Genomic DNA, 16,387 nt, shown 5'->3' on the forward strand with positions numbered 1-16,387 from the left:
CTCCGCGCGGTCAGCGCGGCTTCTCCATGGTCATGAGCTTGAGGACGGATTCGGGGGTCGCCTCTTCGATGGGCAGCTCGCCCGTGATGCGTCCCTCGGAGAGGGCGTAGACACGGTCCGAGATGCCGAGCAGCTCCGGCAGCTCGGACGAGATCACGATGATCCCCTTTCCGGATGCCGCGAGCTGATTGATGATCGTGTAGATCTCGTACTTGGCGCCGACGTCGATGCCGCGGGTCGGCTCGTCGAGGATCAGGACGTCGGGGTCGGAGTAGATCCACTTCGACAGCACGACCTTCTGCTGGTTGCCGCCGGACAGCTTGCCGGTCTTGACCAGGACGCTCGGCGCCTTGATGTTCATGCTCTTGCGGAAGTCGTTGGCGACCTTGAACTCCTCGTTGTCGTCGACGAGCCCGCTCTTCGCGAGCCGGCCGAGCGACGCCATCGAGATGTTCCGCTTGATGTCCTCGATGAGGTTGAGGCCGTAGGTCTTGCGGTCCTCGGTCGCGTACGCGATGCCGTTCTGGATCGCCTCGGCGACCGTGCGGGTCTTGATCTCCGCGCCGCGCATGAAGACCTTGCCGGAGATGCGGCTGCCGTACGAGTGGCCGAAGAGACTCATCGCGAACTCGGTGCGCCCCGCGCCCATGAGGCCGGCGATGCCGACGATCTCGCCGGCGCGCACCGTGATCGAGACGTTGTCGACGACGACCCGGCTGGGATCCTGGGGGTGGTGCGCGGTCCAGTCCTCGACGCGCAGCAGCTCTTCGCCGATCTGCGGCTCGTGGTCGGGGTACCGGTGCTCGAGGTCCCGCCCCACCATGTCCTTGATGATGCGGTCTTCCGTGACGTCGGACTTCGCGATCGTCTCGATCGTCTTGCCGTCGCGGATGACGGTCACGGTGTCGGCGACCTTTTTGATCTCGTTGAGCTTGTGGCTGATGATGATCGACGTGATGCCCTCCTCGCGGAGGCTCATGATCAGCTCGAGCAGGTGGTCGGAATCCTCGTCGTTGAGGGCGGCGGTCGGCTCGTCGAGGATGAGGAGCTTGACCTCCTTCGACAGGGCCTTCGCGATCTCGACCAGCTGCTGCTTGCCGACGCCGATCTGGTTGATCTTGGTGGTCGGGTTGTCGCGCAGGCCGACGCGCTTGAGCAGCTCGCCCGCCTCGAAGTTCGTCTTGTTCCAGTCGATGAGGCCGCCGGAGGTGCGCTCGTTGTTGAGGAAGATGTTCTCGGCGATCGAGAGGTAGGGGCTGAGGGCCAGCTCCTGGTGGATGATGACGATGCCCTTCGCCTCGCTGTCGTTGAGGTTCTTGAACTCGACCTCTTCGCCCGCGTAGATGATCTGGCCGTCGTACGTGCCGTGCGGATAGACCCCGGACAGCACCTTCATGAGGGTGGACTTGCCGGCGCCGTTCTCTCCGCAGATCGCGTGGATCTCACCACGCTCCACCTCGAAGTTGACGTTCGAGAGCGCTTTGACGCCGGGGAACGTCTTGGTGATGCTGCGCATCTGGAGAATGTGTTCAGTCATCCTGTTCCTGCTCCTTGCGAATGACGCCGGTCCGCCGGTGAGGACACCGTAGTGGTGCCCTCACCGGCGAGTCCTGACGACAGGCTGATCAGCCGTTGATCTCGTCAGCGGTGTAGTAGCCGCTGTCGACGAGGACCTCGTTGATGTTGTCCTTGACGACGATCTGCGACTCGAGGAGGTACGACGGCACGACCTTCTTGCCGTTGTCGTAGTCCTTCGTGTTGTTGACCTCGGGGTCCTTGCCGCTCAGCAGGTCGACCGCCATCGTGACGGCGACGTCGGCGAGCTGGCGCGTGTCCTTGAAGATCGACGCGAACTGCTCGCCGCGGTTGATCGCCTTGACCGAGTCGAGCTCCGAGTCCTGACCCGAGATGATCGGCCACTCGGCGCCGGTCGCATAGCCGGCGTCGGTCAGGGCCGAGATGATGCCGCGCGAGATGCCGTCGTAGGGCGAGAGCACCGCGTTCACCTTCGAACCGTCCGAGTAGTTCGCGGTGAGGATGTCCTCCATGCGGCTCTGGGCGGTCTCGCCGTCCCAGCGGAGCGTCGCGACCTGCTGGAAGTCGGTCTGGCCCGACTTGACGTCCAGTACGCCCTCGTCGATGTAGGGCTGCAGGGTGTCCATCGCGCCGTTGAAGAAGAACGTCGCGTTGTTGTCGTCGGGCGAACCGGCGAACAGCTCGATGTTGAACGGACCCGCGGGGGCGTCCGCCTTCTTCGTGCCGTCGAGCTCGACGAGACCGAGACCGTTGAGGACCGAGTTGGCCTGCTGCACGCCGACCTTGTAGTTGTCGAACGACGCGTAGTAGTCGACGTTCTCGGTGTCGCGGATGAGGCGGTCGTAGGCGATCACGGGGATGTCGGCGTCCGCCGCATCCTGCAGCACCTCGCTCAGCGTGGTGCCGTCGATCGACGCGATGATCAGCGCCTTGGCGCCCTTCGTGATCATGTTCTCGATCTGCGAGACCTGCGTGGGGATGTCGTCCTCTGCGTACTGCAGGTCGACGGTGTAGCCCTCCTTCTCGAGCGCCTCCTTGACCGAGTTGCCGTCGGCGATCCAGCGCTCCGAGCTCTTGGTCGGCATCGCCACGCCGACGAGGCCTCCGTCGCCGCCGTCGCCCGAGCCGCCCGCCGCGCCCGAGCATGCGGACAGCATGAGCGCGCCCGCCGCGATAGCGGCGAACACGAACTTCTTTGCCTTCACTGTGTTTCCTTTCATCGTGACGTCTTCGTCTTGGTTGCTGTGTTCAGTTGTCTGAGTGGTTGCTTGGATGCCGCGGGCCGGTCGGCCTGCGGAGGCTCGTGCGCGTGGCGCTCTTCGTAGAGCCGGTCGACGGCGCTCTGCGGCAGGGAGGTGAGCAGGCCGCCGTCCTGCGCCAGCTGCACGATCCGGGCGACACCCTCGAGCTGGCCCGCGACCGAGGCCGCCTCGCGTGCCGTCGCACCGACCGCGACGGGCCCCTGCCCGCGCAGCAGCACGGCGCGCGCACGGCGCCCGGCGAGCACGTCGACCACGGCATGCCCGAGTGCGTCGTGGTCGCCGAGGGCGGACTCCCCCACGGGGACCGGACCGCCGAACTCCTCGGCCACGACCGCGAGCGCGCACGGGATCTCCTCGCCGCGCGCCGCCCACGCCGACGCGTACGGCGACAGCGTGTGCACGACTCCGCCGACGGCGGGCATGTGGCGGTAGACGTAGCCGTGGCCGGCCGCGGCGACACTCGGCGCCAGCTCGCTGCCCGGCGTGCCCGGCACGGCTTCGCCGTCGAGGCCGCACAGCACGAGGTTCTCGGGGGCGACCTCAGCGAACGGCATGCCCGCCGGCGTGATCACGAAGAGGTCGGCCTTGGGCACCTTGCCCGAGACGGATCCGCCCATGGGGAGCGCAAGGCCTTCGCGCAGGAGCTCGGCGTGCACGGCGGCGACGTCGGCACGGGCGCGAGCGATCGCGACCTCCGTCTTGACGCCGCTCACGTACTTCTCGCGAAGCTCGGCCTCTCTGCCCTGCGCCACCGACTGGCTCCCTCATTGGATGCGGATCCTGATGTGACGATCCGTGTGACCGTTCACATCGAGACACTATAGCCAGGGGTGAGCGCGAGGTGTCAACCGCCGATGGTCTCGTCTTGGTAACGGGCGCCGCGGCTCAGCGCACGGGCGCCGTCGACGCGCGCACGAGCAGCTCGGGCACGATCGTGGGCGCCCCGGGCACCCCGCCCTCGTCGGCCGGGCCCAGCAGCAGCTCGACGCACCGGCGCCCGAGCTCCGCGAAATCCTGGCGCACGGTGGTCAGCGGAGGCCAGAAGTGCGCGGCCTCGGGGATGTCGTCGAACCCGACGATGCTGATGTCGCCCGGCACGTCGAGCCCCTCGTCGCGCACAGCGTGCATGAAGCCCAGAGCCATCTGATCATTGGAGGAGAACACCGCCGTGAAGTCGCGCACGCTCAGCAGCTCGCGTCCGGCGTAGTACCCGAACTCGGCGGTCCAGTCGCCCAGGATGGGCGCCGTCGTCGGGATGTCACTCGCGCTCATCTCGGCGAGGAAGCCCTTCATGCGAGCCTCCGCCTCGATCCAGTCCTGCGGCCCGGCGATGTGGTAGATGCCCCGGTGTCCGAGGCTGATCAGGTGTTTCGTGGCGAGTCGGGCGCCCGCGACCTGGTCGACGGAGAGCATGTGATCGACATCGAGGTCGGTCGACTGGAGCGTCACGTACGGCACTTCGAGCGGCTGCGACGCGAGCGCGCGGAAGACCCGCAGCTGCGGCGCGATCACGACGAGCCCTTCGATCGACTGGGCGAGGAGGTGCGCGAGACCCTCGGGGATCGACCGCGGATCGCTCGCATCGATGTTCGCCGTGCTGACCCAATAGCCGCGGGCGCGCGCCGCATCCTCGATGGCCGCGATGCTGGATGCCGGCCCGTACATCGTGCTCGACGCGGCGAGGATGCCGATCGTGTGCGAGCGGCTCGTGACGAGCGCCCGGGCGGCGAGGTTCGGGCGGTAGTTGAGGTCGGACATGACCTTCAGCACACGCTCGCGGGTCTCGGGGCGCACGCTCGGATGATCGTTCAGCACGCGCGACACCGTCTGGTACGAGACGTCGGCAAGGCGCGCGACATCGCGGATGCTGGGCCGTCGGGCAGTGGCGTCTTCGCTCATGTCATTTCCGATGTGGCATGTGTACGGTCACACTGAGACTGCCATATCGCGGCGGATCGTGGGGAATCTCCCGACGAGTGGCGTGTGACAGTCACATCCAGCGGTCCGAATCGGCCCCGACCGCTCCCCTGCTGTCACATCGCCGTCACATCTTAGGATCGGACCAGTGGATATCTCGAAGTATCTCCCTCTCAGCCAGCGCCGGCACGATGACGAGTCGACGGTGACGAGCGACCGCCGGGTCGAGATCGCGGCGGTCGTCGATCGCGCGCGAGACCTTCTGGCATCCCGGCCGGAGTCCGACCCGCTCGCGCGGCGCTTCGTCGCCGACGCACGGCTCGCAGCGGCGGGTGAGGCATCCCCCGCCCCTGTCGACCTCCTCGCGCTGGCGGACCAGGTGCGCACCGGACGCAAGCGCAAGGTGTCTGAGCTCGCACGCGCCGTGCGCGCGCTGCTCTCGCTGGCCGACGCCCTCGGCTCGTCGGCGGACCTGCCCTCGCTCACGCTCGGCTCGGTCGCCCTCTACGCGTCCGGCATGGCCCCGTTCGAGCGGCGGGCGGTGATCGCGGGGCACACCGTGAAGGCCATCGACGCCGACTGGCAGTTCGGCAGCGGTCCCGAGCTGCGCGGAACCGCCGAGGGGATCACGAGGTTCCTGCTCGCGCTGTCCGACACGCCTCCGCGCGCGCCGCACGCGTGAGGCCCGTCAGCCGCCGCCGTTGATCACGCCCATGAGGCCCGACACGATCATGTACAGGCCGACGGCGCTCACCACGATCCAGATGCCGATGCGCGTCGGGCTGACGCCGGGGCGCTTCTCGGGGTCGGGCATGCGCCCAGCCTAAACGAGAACGCCCTGCGCCGAGCGGCGCAGGGCGTTCCGGAACCCCTCTTACTTGAAGGCGTCCTTGACGTTCTCGCCGGCCTGCTTGAGGTTCGCCTTCGTCTGGTCGGCTTGCCCCTCGGCCTCGAGACGCTCGTTGTCCGTGGCGTCGCCGACGGCCTCCTTGGCCTTGCCGCCGATGTCCTGAGCGGTGTTCTTGATCTTGTCATCGAGTCCCATGGCGCCTCCTCTGGTCCGATCGCTTGATCACTCGATCACTTCCACGCTAAGCACACCTCGACGATCCGGCAGGGGGCTGGCGCCGAGGAAAACGATGAGGTAAACGGACCCTCACCGCGTGATGCGACGCCGAGTGACCGCGACGTAGATGCCGAGCACGATGATCGCTCCGATGATCGAGCCGATGATGCCGGACGGCTGCAGGAACCCGCCGTTGGGGTCGTGCCCGAAGATCACGAAGCCGAGGAACCCGCCGACGAACGAGCCGACGATCCCCAGGACGATCGTCAGGAGGATGCCGATGCTCTGCCTCCCGGGGATGACCGCCCGTGCGATGAGGCCCGCGATGAGGCCGACGACGATGAGTCCGATGATGGTCCAGAGCATGATCTTCCTTCCTCTGTGGAATCCGGCGACGGCGCGATCGCACCGGGCTCGGGTGGCCTCACGCTAGCAAAAGGCGGGATTCAGCCCCCTGACGGGTGTACAGCCCGACTCGCGAGCGGTAAAATCCGCCGCGTCACATCCGCGCGTACCGCGCGCGAGCGAAGCAGAACACGCCGTAGACACCCAGCCCGGCCCCGACGACCCACAGGATCACGGACCCGAACGGGAGCCCGGCGAGCGTGTGAAGCGCGGCGTCCAGTCCACCCGCCGTCTGCGGATCGTGCATGATCGCGGCGACGACGAAGAGGATGCCGGCGACTCCGACGGCGATGCCTTTGGCGATGTAGCCCACGACGCCGAACGTGACGATGCCGGGGCGCGCGATGTTCGCCGGCAGCACGAGGTTCTTCTCGAAGGCTCGTGTGATGCCGCGGAAGACGAACGCGACGCCGATCGCAGCGACGCCGAGGCCGATGACGGCCACGAGGATCACTCCCCCGGGCGTCGCCATGAGCTGCGCGCTGAATGTCTGCGTCGACTGCGACGAATCGGAGCTGCCGCCGAGCGCATAGACGAGGGCGGTGCCGGCGATCGCGAGGTAGACGACAGCCGTGCCGACGTACTTCGCACGGTGGCCCCACTTCTTCTTGGCGTCGGGGTCGCGCTCGAGAACGGCTTCGGTGATCTGCCACGCGGCGAGCGCGACGAGGCCGAGCGCGACGACCCACAGCAGCACGATGCCCGCGGGTGCCTTCTGGATCTGACCCATCGCGCCGCCCTGGTCGGCCTTGCCTCCGCGTCCGGTCGCGATGGAGATGGCGATGCCCGCGATGACGAGGTGGACGATGCCGAGGACGACGTAGCCGATCCGCGCCGCGACGCGGAACGCCGTCGAGTCCTCGGCCGCTCGGGCAGCGACTTTCGGTGTACTCATAGGCGCAGATTAGCCACACGTCGCGCCACCGAGGGACGGGTTGACAACGCGCGCGGATGCGTCACTCGTCGGGCGGCGGCTTCTCCGCGCGCAGCGCGCGTCTCGCACGGAGCGCCTCGACGGCGCACCACACGAGGCACGCGACGGCGATCCCCTCGAGCAGGCCCGCGAGCACGTCGCTGAGCCAATGCGCGTGGAGGTACGTGCGGGCCCACATCATGTAGACGACCCACACGATTCCGCCCACCCAGATCCACCAACGGCGCAGCAGGAGCGCCAGCGTCACGGCGAACGTCGTCGCGACCGCCGTATGGCCCGACGGGAACGACGTCGCGACGCGCTCGGCGAGTGAATCTCCGGGTCGCGTGCGCGCGATGATGGCGGCCATGGGGGCGCCGATCGCAACGACGATCACGATCGCGGCGGCGAGGTTCGCGGCATCCCAGAACCTTCGCCGCCATGCGAAGGCTCCGACGAGCAGGATGCCGATCACGATCATCCCGATGGTGCCGCCGACGATCGACGGCACCCAGGCGGCCAGGACGCCCGCGTCCGTCTCGGTCACGAGCATGAGCGCGTGCCACCACACGTCGGCGGGAAGCGGATCGTGCCCGCCGAGCGCGACGACGAGCCGCAGCGCGACGAACGCCACGGTCGCGGCGACGCCGATCGTGAGCACGATCCAGCGGCGCGCGTCGAGCTCCTCGAGCGATTCGATATCGGGTTCGGGGGCCGTCATGAGGTGTGAACGAGGCGGTGGTGCATGGATAGATGCTCGCAGAGTGTGGATGCGTGAGGGCGGAAGTCTTATCGCGTAGATTTGCTGCATCGCGGTCGCAGGACCGCTCGGGAGCGCGCGCAGGGAAGTGATGGGAATGCCGTTTCGGAGCCAGCGGACCCTCGAAGCCTGGCTGGAGGAGTTCCGCGCCGAGGGACACGCCGTCCCCGGCGCACTGAAGGTCATCGTGCAGGACGGCGAAGCCGGCGCCAACACGGGGCTGGTTGCGGTCGAACTCGCGAACGCGTCGACGGTGACCTATATCCAGCCCGTCGCCCCCTTCGCCGTCAGCTGGGTCGTGACGATGGAGCCTCGCGAAGATGCGCTCGTCCTCGATGCCGAAGGCGTGCTGCAACTCGGGAACGAGCTCGCGATGGTGGCCGACCTGTGCCGGTTCCTCGAGCAGAAGTCGGCCGAGTTCATCGGCACCGACACTCCGTAGTCGGTCGGGCGTCAGCGCGCGCCGCGGGTGAGCGTGTCGGCCGTCAGCGCGTCGAGGAGCGTCGCGAACTCCCCCGCCTGGCCGCCCTCCAGGGCGCCGACGGCGAGATCGAAGTCGTCGTCGAAGCGCGTGAGCTGCGCCCACGGCTCCTCGGCGATGTCGATCGTCAGGGTGATGCGGTTGACGCGGCGGTCGTTCAGGTCGACGTCGCGGCGCACCGCACCTCGGTCGACGAGGCGGTCGATCAGCGCCGTGACACCTGCCGCCGTGATCCCGAGATGCTCACGCAGCTGCGTCGGCCGGATGCCCGGATGATCAGCGATGTGCAGGAGCGCAATCGCATCCCCTTCGCCGATGTGCAGATCGCGCCGAGCGATCGCGAGCGCCGCAGACCGGGCGCGGGTGTACTCGGCCAGAGCTTTGCGGAGGCCCCGAGCCCCCGATTCCTCAGTCATCGCAGCCCTCTTCCGGAGCTCGTACGCGAGCAGTCTACTCCTTTGCGTAGCTCACTTGATATTTAATCCATCTAGTTAGATCACTTATTTAAATCGGTGAACTTTTGCGCTATGCTCTGAACGCGGGAGGTCGGCGCACCCGGCGTCACCTCGTCCCTCCCCAACGGAAGGGAGCCCTCGTGGGCTACCTCTATTACGGCGACAGCATCGAAGGCATCGAGGTGCCCGATCTGCTGCTGTCCCACCTCAAGGTCGTCATCACGACCAAGCTCCGCCGGCGCGAGAGCTTCACCCTCACTTGGCGGCATGACTTGAGCGGTTCGCACGGCCGTTCATCGCTGTGGCTCCAGGAATCCATCCCGCTCCGCTTCTCCTTCACGCGTTCGACCCCCGACGAGCTCAAGCCTTCCGTTCTGCAGGAATTCACGCACATGGCCAACTCCAGCGCGGGGCTGACCGTCAATCTCGACGAGTGGCTCGAAGAGCCCATCGTCGAGCCACTCCCCGAGCGGGAGGCCGTGCCATCGGCAGCCTGAAGCGCTGACGCGGAGATCGCCGAGCGACACGATTGAACCCGGCGGCTCGCCAGGTCGTGTTCATGACAGGGCCTGCGCGTGTCGGGCCATCGATCGGAAGCCGGTGACCTCCATGGCCGAGACCAGCGATCGCGCTCTGTGGATCATGCGCATCCTCAGCGCCCTCTTCCTCCTCACGACGGGCGGAATCCACCTCTATCTGGTGTTCAACGGCGTCGGCGGCATCTTGGGGGTGATGTTCGTCCTCAACGGCATCGCCGGCATCGTCCTGGCTATCGCCATGGTGGTGCTGCGCGGCCGGCTGCTGCAGTTGGCGACGGTGCTGAGCCTGCTCTTCCTCATCGCGACACTGAGCGCTCTTCTGCTCGCGCTGACGGTCGGGCTGTTCGGCATCCATGAGACGTGGGACTTCACGCTCGTGCCGCAGACCGTCGTCATCGAGTCGATCGGCATCGTCGTGCTCGGCATCACGACGGCGCTGGCGCTCCGCCGGCCGGTCGCGGCGCGGGTTCAGCGCGCCGGATAGAGCGGGTTGATGCGCGTTCAGCGCGCCGGATAGAGCCGGGCGGGTTCAGCGCGCCGACTGACCGACCGGAAGCGCCCGCGCGAGCGATTCGAGCGCAGAGAGGGCGTCGGTCCCCGTCGGGATCATGACCGACGATGTCACGCCTGCGTCGAAGAGCTCCTGCACGCGGGCGCCGACCGTCTCAGGCGAGCCCGCGAGCGCGAGACGCGCGACCCAGGCGTCCGGCATCCGCTCGACGAACTCGCGGCGGTCGGCGCAGTCGGCACGCAGCGCGGCGAACTCCGCGGCGAAGTCGAGCGGCTCGATGTGCGGCGCCCAGTCCGGCTCGCCGATCCATTCGAGGCCCGGACGCACGGCGGCGAGCGCCGTCGCGTCGTCGTCGGCGACGTACGCGACGTTGTAGGCCACGAGGCGGTGCGGCCTCGTCGCGGCGATGCGCTCGAGCGCGGCCCGCGCGTACTCCGGAGTGGTGGGCTCGGCGAGGACCGTGCCGTCGGCCACGCGACCGGATGCCGCGAGCGAGCGCGGACCGCGCACGCCGAGGAGGAGGTCGGGCGCGACGTCGGGCACCGCGCTCGGGTCGAGGGCGAGGCCGTTGAGCACGACGGGCGCGTCGCTGTCGACCGTCTCGCCGCGCAGCAGCCCGCGAAGGGCGGTGACGTAGGACCGCAGGAAGGCGAGCGGACGCTCCGGCCACGCCCCCACCTGCTGCAGGAAGCCCGGCATGCCGTGGCCGATGCCGGCATCCACTCGCCCCGGGAACAGCTGTGCGAGCGTCGCGATCTCCATCGCGGTGAACGCCACGTTGCGCACGGCCGCGGGCAGGATGCCGATGCCTACGCGGATGCGCTCGGTCGCGGTCAGCACGACCCCGGCCTGCGCGATGCCGCCGCGGAACTGAAGGTCTTCCACGACCCACAGCTCGTCGAAGCCGAGACGCTCGGCCCTGCGGGCGAACTCGACGATGAGCGGGGCGGGAACGTCGCGCGGGAGCATGACCCCCTGGGCATGAGTCGACATGGTTTCACGTTATCGGCGTGAACCCCACGCTCAGAGATGCGACTTGATGAACTCCAGGATCGCCTCCAGCTCGCGCTCGACGGCGGCCTCGACCGGCTCGTAGGGCGATCCGTCGAAGTAGCGCGCCGAAGTCCCGGGTCCGTCGGGGCTGCCGTGATCGGCATCGATCGACTTCCGCCAGCGCTCGGCGTGGGTCGCCCACTCCTGCCTGTTGACGATGGAGGGCTCGGTGAACCAGACGTTCCAGCTGAGGGTGTTCCCCGGCGTCAACAGGTTGCCGGAGTAGACGTTGAAGAGGTCCATGACGAGCGCGTTGAACTCGTCGGCGACGTCGTCGCCGGTCTTCGCGATCGGACCGATCTCGACGCCGATGTTGCCGACGTTCCACGCGACATCCCAGTGCCGCGCGAACTCGGGAATGGGGAAGTCGGTGCTCTCGCCCTGGCGGAGCGGGAAGATCGGCTGCTCCGGGTTGCCCGGGTCGAAGGTCGACACCTGGATGGCGTGGGCCTTGTCGTGCGGGAACGGGTGGTCCGCCGCGACGAACTCGTTCCACAGCCACTTGACGAGGCTGTTCTGCTTCGCGCTGGGGCTGAACCAGATCTGCCCTGTGACGGTCAGGTCGGCCGCGAGCGTCTTGGCCGTCTCGTCGACCCAGCCACGTTGACCGGTGACCGAGACCTCGACGTTGAGGCATCCCAGTGCCGCCGAGCACACCCCCTGCTGCGGACAGATGATCGACCAGACGCGTCCCGTGTCGTCATAGCCGATGCGCGAGATGTCCGGCGCGAACATCTGGTAGCAGCGCGATTCGGGATGCCCCGGATCGGACTCCCACGAGAACTCCGGCCACAGCACCGCCTGCTGCCGATCGAGCTTGCCGATGTTCGCCATGTTCTTCAGCATCGGCAGCGACGACAGATTCGGATCCGGATAGGCGAATGCCGGATCGGACTGGGCGAAACCCCCGACCCAGCCAGGCGGGATGAGACCCTGCAGTCCACTCATGTGAGACCCCCTCGGCTCGTGTGAGACACCTCGGACGCTAGCCCTGTGCCGCTGCGGGCGTCTGTAGGCCGTTCGGTGGACAGCGGGCGGAAGCCCCTCAGGAGTTCACGCGGATGATCTCCTGCTGGTAGGGCGCGATGACCGAGGTGGAGATGCGGCAGTCCAGGAGCAGGAAGGGACGGGATGCCGCGTCCCGGCCCGCCCACTCGGCGAGGTGGTCGAGGTCGGCGAGCGTGCGCACGACGACCCCCTCGGCGCCGACGGAGCGCGCAAGTCCTGCGAAGTCGACCTCGGGAATGAGCATCGGTCCCTCGGCGACGCCCTTCAGGCCGTAGAGATTGACCTCGGCGCCGTAGGCGCCGTCGTTCCAGACGACGGCCAGGCCCCGGCCGCCCGCGACGCGGACGGCGGACTCGAGGTCGGCGAGGGCCATGAGACCGCCGCCGTCGCCCGTCGTGAGCACGACCGTCGAGGAGGGCTTGGCGAGCGCAGCGCCGGGCACGGACGGGAAGCCGAGTCCGATCGACTGGTACGCCGTGCCGACCATGATCATGCGGTCGGGTGACGCGACGGGCCAGTACATGTTGGCCCAGCCGATGAAGTGGCCCCCGTCGGACACGACGACGCGGTCTGCGGGGAGGAGCTCACCGATGCGGCGGGCGACCGAGCGCGGGTCGAGACGCCCATCAGGTGCCAGGGCGTCGCCGGGCTCATAGGCGCGCAGCGGCGGGATGTCGATCGATTCGCGCCAGCCCGACGGCGTCGCGCCCAGGCGTGCGAGCTCTTCGACCAGCTGCTCCGCCACGATCCGGGCGTCGCCGCGGAGGTACCCGCCGACATGCGGGTGCGTCGCGGCGGGCGCGACGTCGACCTGCACGACGCGCGTGCCGGGGGCGAAGAGCTCGCCGAAGCGCATCGTGAACTGGTTGAGGGATGCTCCGAACACGACGGCGACATCGGCGTCGCGCACGAGCGCCATGGCGTCGTCGGCGCCGAACCCGCCGGTCACGCCGAGGTCGAACTCGGCGCGCGGGAAGACACCCCGGCCGAGGGCGGTGGACGCCGTCACGGCGCCCGTCGCATCGGCGAGCGCGCCGAGCGTCTCGCCGGCACCCGCGACCCACGCGCCGCGGCCCGCGAGGAGGAACGGCCGCTCCGCAGCCGCGAGCGCCGCCGCGAGGTCGCGGATCGCCGCCGCCGGGAACGCGCCGGTCGGGGCGAGCGGTGCCGGAAGGACCTGGGCGGGCGCGTCGGGCACAGGGCCGGCCTCGCGCGTCGCGACGTCGTAGGGGATCGCGAGCACCGTCGGCACGCGGTAGGTCAACGCGTGCTCGATCGCGATGATCGTCGTGGCCGCGGCATCCGTCCGCCCCACCGTGTAGGTGCGGGCGCCGACCGCCGAGGCGAGCGCGATCTGATCGACGCCCCACGGACGCGGACCCGACGTCGGCTCGTCGCCGACGACGAGCACGAGCGGCACGTGCGCCTGACGCGCCTCGGCGAGCGCCGTCAGTGTGTTCGTGAAGCCGGCGCCGTAGGTCGCGGTCGCCGCGGCGAGGCCTCCGCCGGCGCGGTGGTGCGCGTCTGCGGCCACGACTCCGCCGGCCTCGTGCCGGACGGCGGTGTACGTCGCGGGGGTCTGACGCTCGAGCGCGTCGAGGAACCATGCGTTGCCGTTGCCCATCACCCCGAAGACGTGGTCGACGTGGCGGGCGAGGGTGATGGCGACGTGCGCTGAGACGGTGGGCATGGCGAAGCCTTTCGAGACGAGAACGGGCGGAAGACCGTGTGTGTCTCGCGCGTGCGCGCTGCGTGCCCTTTTTTCGAGCACCGGCGGGATCGTCCCCGCCGGACAAGGCGAGTATGGCCCACGCACGTTCGGCGGGCCAAATCCCGCGGCACCGTGTCGGGATGCGGGATGCCGTCCTTCCGCCCCGCGTCCATGGCAGGGTGGGCATCGGTGTTCCGACGTCTGGAGTGACATGAGATTCGGTCGTAGGGGGCCCGAGGGCTCCGAGATCCCCGTCGTGGTGCGCGAGGACGGGGTGTGGGATCTGTCCCCCGTGACGGACGACATCGACGGCGCCTTCCTCGAGTCAGGCCCCGTGGGCGCGGTCGAGGAGGCGCTGCGCGCGGGACGGCTGACGCGCCTGGACGACGCCGACGCGCTCCGCGTCGGAGCGCCGATCGCACGCCCCTCGGCGATCATCTGCATCGGCATGAACTACGCGGCGCATGCCGCGGAGTCGGGAGCGCGGCCGCCGCGGGATCCGGTCGTGTTCCTCAAGACGCCGAACACGATCTCGGGCCCGTACGACGACGTCCCGCTCCCGCGTGGCAGCGAGAAGACCGACTGGGAGGTCGAACTCGGCGTCGTCATCGGCACGCGGGCGAGCTACCTCGACAGCCCCGCGGACGCGGCGGCGCACATCGCGGGCTACACGGTGGTCAACGACCTGTCCGAGCGCACGTGGCAGCTCGAGGTCTCGGGCGGGCAGTGGAGCAAAGGCAAGTGCGCACCGCGCTTCTCCCCCACGGGGCCCGAGCTCGTGACACCCGACGAGATCGCGTCGACCGACCTCCGGTTGCGCAGCTTCGTCAACGGCGACGCGCGGCAGGACTCCACGACGGCCGATCTCATCTTCCCCGTCGACGTCATCGTCTGGCACCTCAGTCAGTACATGGCCCTCGAGCCGGGCGACCTCATCATGACCGGCACACCGGAGGGCGTCGCCCTCTCCGGACGCTTCCCGTACCTCGCTCAGGGCGACGTCGTAGAGGTGTCGATCGACGGGCTCGGCGGGCAGCGGCAGGTGATCGTATGACCGGACCGATGGACGGGCTCGTCGCGATCGTGACGGGCGGCGGCTCCGGCATCGGCGCCGCGATCGTCGAGCGACTTCGCGCCGACGGGGCGACGGTCGCGGCGTTCGACCTGCGTCCACCCGACGACGGCTTCACGGTCGACGTCTCCGACGACACGTCCGTGCGCGCGGGCGTCGCCGCCGTCACCGAGCGCTGGGGCCGCATCGACATCCTCGTCAACAACGCGGGCATCGGCGCGCAGGGCACCGTCGCGGACAACTCCGACGACGAGTGGCACCGTGTGCTCGACGTCAACCTGCTCGGAGCCGTGCGCCTCTCCCGCGCGTGCCTGCCGTGGCTGCGGAAGTCGCCGTCGGCGGCGATCGTCAACATGTGCTCGATCGCGGCGACGGCGGGCCTTCCGGCACGGGCCCTCTACGGGGCATCCAAGGGCGCGCTCCTGACCTTGACGCTGCAGATGGCAGCCGACCACCTCCGCGAAGGCATCCGCGTCAACGCCGTCAACCCCGGCACGGCCGACACGCCCTGGGTCGCTCGGCTGCTCGACGCCGCCGAGGATCCGGTCGCCGAGCGCGCCGCGCTCGAGGCGCGACAGCCGCACGGGCGGCTCGTCGACCCGCGCGAGATCGCCGACGCCGTCGCCTACCTCGCGGGGCCGGGTGCGGGCTCGACGACGGGCACGGCCCTCGCCGTCGACGGCGGCATGTCGGGGCTGCGCCTCCGGCCGGCCTGACCGGAGCTACCGGCCCTGCGCCTGCGCGTCCTGCATGAGATCGACGAGCACGCGGGCCGTCGACTCGTCGATGACGAGGTCGGTGATCGCCCCGGCGTACAGGGCGGCGAGCAGGGGCACGGCCTTGTGGTCGCCGGCGACGGCGCAGACGCGCCGCGGGATCTGCTGCAGCTCGCGCGGGGTCGGCCCCGTCGCGCGCTGGTTGAGACTCAGGTCGTCGTAGGTGCCGTCGGCGCGCAGGAACACGGTGCAGACGTCGCCGACGACGCCCTCACGGTAGAGGGCGCGGACGTCGGCGGCATCGAGGTAACCCGCCGAGTAGACGTGGCTGGGGACCTCGCCGCTGAGCGCACCCACCCCGAAGAGCGCGATGTCGGCCCGCCGCTGGAGGTCGAGCACCCGCGCCACTGAGCGCTCGGCCCACATCGCCTCCCGCGTCGCCGCGTAGTCGAAGAACGCCGGCACGGGGAACATGTGCAGCTGGGCGTCGAAGGCCTCGCCGAAGCCGACCATCATCTCGCCCGCGAACTCGACCCCCGACGTGCGCGTGTTCGCCGATCCGTTCAGCTGCACGACCGAGCTCGCGCGCGTCGGCTTGCTGGTCAGGTGCCGCGTGATCGCCGCCATCGTCGTCCCCCACGCGACGCCGAGGATCATCCCCGAGTCGAACCAGTTGGTGACGAGCCGGGCCGTCGTCATGGCGACCTGGTCGAGCCGTTCGCGCGCCGTCGCCGACTCCCGCACCGGGACGATGTGCGTCGTCACGCCGAACGATTCATTGATCGAGCGGCCGAGCTCCGGTGCGCTGGTCGGCAGCGGGCGCAGCCGGATCTCGACGAGGCCCTCCTGCCGGGCCTGTTTCAGCAGCCGCGACACGGTCGAGCGGGAGAGATGCAGATGCGACGCGATCGCGTCCATCTTGAGGTCCTGCAGGTAGTACATCGATGCGCTCGTGAGCATCTGGTCGTGCTTGTCCACGACG

20 protein-coding genes are annotated in these 16,387 nt (G+C 69.0%); 6 read left to right on the forward strand and 14 right to left on the reverse strand.

Features of this window, described 5'->3' with window-relative positions:
• Positions 1 to 10: 10 nt before the first annotated feature.
• The 4 genes from mmsA to ACH3VR_RS16435 form a co-directional block, all read right to left on the reverse strand.
• Positions 11 to 1,537 carry a multiple monosaccharide ABC transporter ATP-binding protein gene (mmsA, locus tag ACH3VR_RS16420; RefSeq protein WP_397557398.1) on the reverse strand — a complete coding sequence of 509 codons (1,527 nt, stop codon included), beginning with the start codon at positions 1,535 to 1,537 and terminating at the stop codon, positions 11 to 13.
• 88 nt (positions 1,538 to 1,625) lie between these two features.
• Positions 1,626 to 2,756: a multiple monosaccharide ABC transporter substrate-binding protein gene (gene chvE, locus ACH3VR_RS16425; RefSeq protein ID WP_397557399.1), complete on the reverse strand. Its 1,131-nt coding sequence runs from the start codon at positions 2,754 to 2,756 to the stop codon at positions 1,626 to 1,628.
• The gene (locus ACH3VR_RS16430; RefSeq protein ID WP_397557400.1) at positions 2,753 to 3,550 is read right to left on the reverse strand and encodes a class II aldolase/adducin family protein; all 798 of its coding nucleotides are present in this window, start codon (positions 3,548 to 3,550) and stop codon (positions 2,753 to 2,755) included. The genes chvE and ACH3VR_RS16430 overlap by 4 nt, the downstream gene beginning before the upstream one ends.
• A gap of 133 nt (positions 3,551 to 3,683) precedes the next feature.
• Complete coding sequence (locus ACH3VR_RS16435) at positions 3,684 to 4,697, reverse strand: LacI family DNA-binding transcriptional regulator (RefSeq protein WP_397557401.1); 1,014 nt, start codon at positions 4,695 to 4,697, stop codon at positions 3,684 to 3,686.
• Between the two features lie 166 nt (positions 4,698 to 4,863).
• Between ACH3VR_RS16435 and ACH3VR_RS16440 the strand changes: the two genes are divergently transcribed.
• Positions 4,864 to 5,397: a hypothetical protein gene (locus ACH3VR_RS16440; protein ID WP_397557402.1), complete on the forward strand. Its 534-nt coding sequence runs from the start codon at positions 4,864 to 4,866 to the stop codon at positions 5,395 to 5,397.
• A 6-nt stretch (positions 5,398 to 5,403) separates the two neighbouring features.
• Here the strand turns inward: ACH3VR_RS16440 and ACH3VR_RS16445 are convergent, their stop codons facing one another.
• The 5 genes from ACH3VR_RS16445 to ACH3VR_RS16465 all read right to left on the reverse strand — a co-directional run bounded on the left by ACH3VR_RS16445 (position 5,404) and on the right by ACH3VR_RS16465 (position 7,820).
• Positions 5,404 to 5,529 (reverse strand): hypothetical protein, encoded by a 126-nt coding sequence (locus tag ACH3VR_RS16445; protein ID WP_397557403.1) that lies wholly within the window; start codon positions 5,527 to 5,529, stop codon positions 5,404 to 5,406.
• A gap of 60 nt (positions 5,530 to 5,589) precedes the next feature.
• Positions 5,590 to 5,760: a CsbD family protein gene (locus tag ACH3VR_RS16450; protein ID WP_397557404.1), complete on the reverse strand. Its 171-nt coding sequence runs from the start codon at positions 5,758 to 5,760 to the stop codon at positions 5,590 to 5,592.
• Positions 5,761 to 5,871: 111 nt separating this feature from the next.
• Positions 5,872 to 6,147 carry a GlsB/YeaQ/YmgE family stress response membrane protein gene (locus tag ACH3VR_RS16455; protein ID WP_397557405.1) on the reverse strand — a complete coding sequence of 92 codons (276 nt, stop codon included), beginning with the start codon at positions 6,145 to 6,147 and terminating at the stop codon, positions 5,872 to 5,874.
• A gap of 133 nt (positions 6,148 to 6,280) precedes the next feature.
• Positions 6,281 to 7,081, reverse strand: coding sequence for a DUF1206 domain-containing protein (locus ACH3VR_RS16460; protein ID WP_397557406.1), 801 nt, complete (start codon positions 7,079 to 7,081; stop codon positions 6,281 to 6,283).
• Between the two features lie 61 nt (positions 7,082 to 7,142).
• Positions 7,143 to 7,820 (reverse strand): phosphatase PAP2 family protein, encoded by a 678-nt coding sequence (locus tag ACH3VR_RS16465; RefSeq protein ID WP_397557407.1) that lies wholly within the window; start codon positions 7,818 to 7,820, stop codon positions 7,143 to 7,145.
• 136 nt (positions 7,821 to 7,956) lie between these two features.
• Here ACH3VR_RS16465 and ACH3VR_RS16470 point away from each other — a divergent pair, with 136 nt between their 5' ends.
• Complete coding sequence (locus ACH3VR_RS16470) at positions 7,957 to 8,301, forward strand: hypothetical protein (RefSeq protein WP_397557408.1); 345 nt, start codon at positions 7,957 to 7,959, stop codon at positions 8,299 to 8,301.
• A gap of 11 nt (positions 8,302 to 8,312) precedes the next feature.
• Here ACH3VR_RS16470 and ACH3VR_RS16475 read toward each other — a convergent pair whose 3' ends face one another.
• Positions 8,313 to 8,756 (reverse strand): MarR family winged helix-turn-helix transcriptional regulator, encoded by a 444-nt coding sequence (locus ACH3VR_RS16475; RefSeq protein ID WP_397557409.1) that lies wholly within the window; start codon positions 8,754 to 8,756, stop codon positions 8,313 to 8,315.
• A 179-nt stretch (positions 8,757 to 8,935) separates the two neighbouring features.
• Between ACH3VR_RS16475 and ACH3VR_RS16480 the strand changes: the two genes are divergently transcribed.
• Positions 8,936 to 9,292 carry a DUF7882 family protein gene (locus ACH3VR_RS16480; protein WP_397557410.1) on the forward strand — a complete coding sequence of 119 codons (357 nt, stop codon included), beginning with the start codon at positions 8,936 to 8,938 and terminating at the stop codon, positions 9,290 to 9,292.
• A 112-nt stretch (positions 9,293 to 9,404) separates the two neighbouring features.
• A complete protein-coding gene (locus ACH3VR_RS16485; protein ID WP_397557411.1) occupies positions 9,405 to 9,818 on the forward strand; it encodes a hypothetical protein in 414 nt (137 codons plus the stop codon).
• A gap of 45 nt (positions 9,819 to 9,863) precedes the next feature.
• On the opposite strand, the gene ACH3VR_RS16490 is transcribed toward ACH3VR_RS16485, so the two are convergent.
• The 3 genes from ACH3VR_RS16490 to ACH3VR_RS16500 all read right to left on the reverse strand — a co-directional run bounded on the left by ACH3VR_RS16490 (position 9,864) and on the right by ACH3VR_RS16500 (position 13,596).
• Positions 9,864 to 10,838, reverse strand: a complete 975-nt coding sequence (locus ACH3VR_RS16490; protein WP_397557412.1) for an LLM class flavin-dependent oxidoreductase — start codon at positions 10,836 to 10,838, stop codon at positions 9,864 to 9,866.
• Between the two features lie 30 nt (positions 10,839 to 10,868).
• Positions 10,869 to 11,846: a hypothetical protein gene (locus ACH3VR_RS16495; protein WP_397557413.1), complete on the reverse strand. Its 978-nt coding sequence runs from the start codon at positions 11,844 to 11,846 to the stop codon at positions 10,869 to 10,871.
• A 97-nt stretch (positions 11,847 to 11,943) separates the two neighbouring features.
• A complete protein-coding gene (locus ACH3VR_RS16500; protein ID WP_397557414.1) occupies positions 11,944 to 13,596 on the reverse strand; it encodes a thiamine pyrophosphate-binding protein in 1,653 nt (550 codons plus the stop codon).
• Positions 13,597 to 13,828: 232 nt separating this feature from the next.
• Between ACH3VR_RS16500 and ACH3VR_RS16505 the strand changes: the two genes are divergently transcribed.
• Both ACH3VR_RS16505 and ACH3VR_RS16510 read left to right on the forward strand, forming a co-directional pair.
• Positions 13,829 to 14,671 (forward strand): fumarylacetoacetate hydrolase family protein, encoded by an 843-nt coding sequence (locus ACH3VR_RS16505; RefSeq protein ID WP_397557415.1) that lies wholly within the window; start codon positions 13,829 to 13,831, stop codon positions 14,669 to 14,671.
• Positions 14,668 to 15,405: an SDR family NAD(P)-dependent oxidoreductase gene (locus ACH3VR_RS16510; RefSeq protein WP_397557416.1), complete on the forward strand. Its 738-nt coding sequence runs from the start codon at positions 14,668 to 14,670 to the stop codon at positions 15,403 to 15,405. The genes ACH3VR_RS16505 and ACH3VR_RS16510 overlap by 4 nt, the downstream gene beginning before the upstream one ends.
• 6 nt (positions 15,406 to 15,411) lie before the next feature.
• Here the strand turns inward: ACH3VR_RS16510 and ACH3VR_RS16515 are convergent, their stop codons facing one another.
• Entirely contained in the window at positions 15,412 to 16,365 is a 954-nt protein-coding gene (locus tag ACH3VR_RS16515) for a sugar-binding transcriptional regulator (protein ID WP_397557465.1), read from the reverse strand.
• Positions 16,366 to 16,387: the final 22 nt, after the last annotated feature.

The sequence above is a fragment of the Microbacterium alkaliflavum genome, assembly GCF_044325405.1.
Lineage (GTDB): Bacteria > Actinomycetota > Actinomycetes > Actinomycetales > Microbacteriaceae > Microbacterium > Microbacterium alkaliflavum.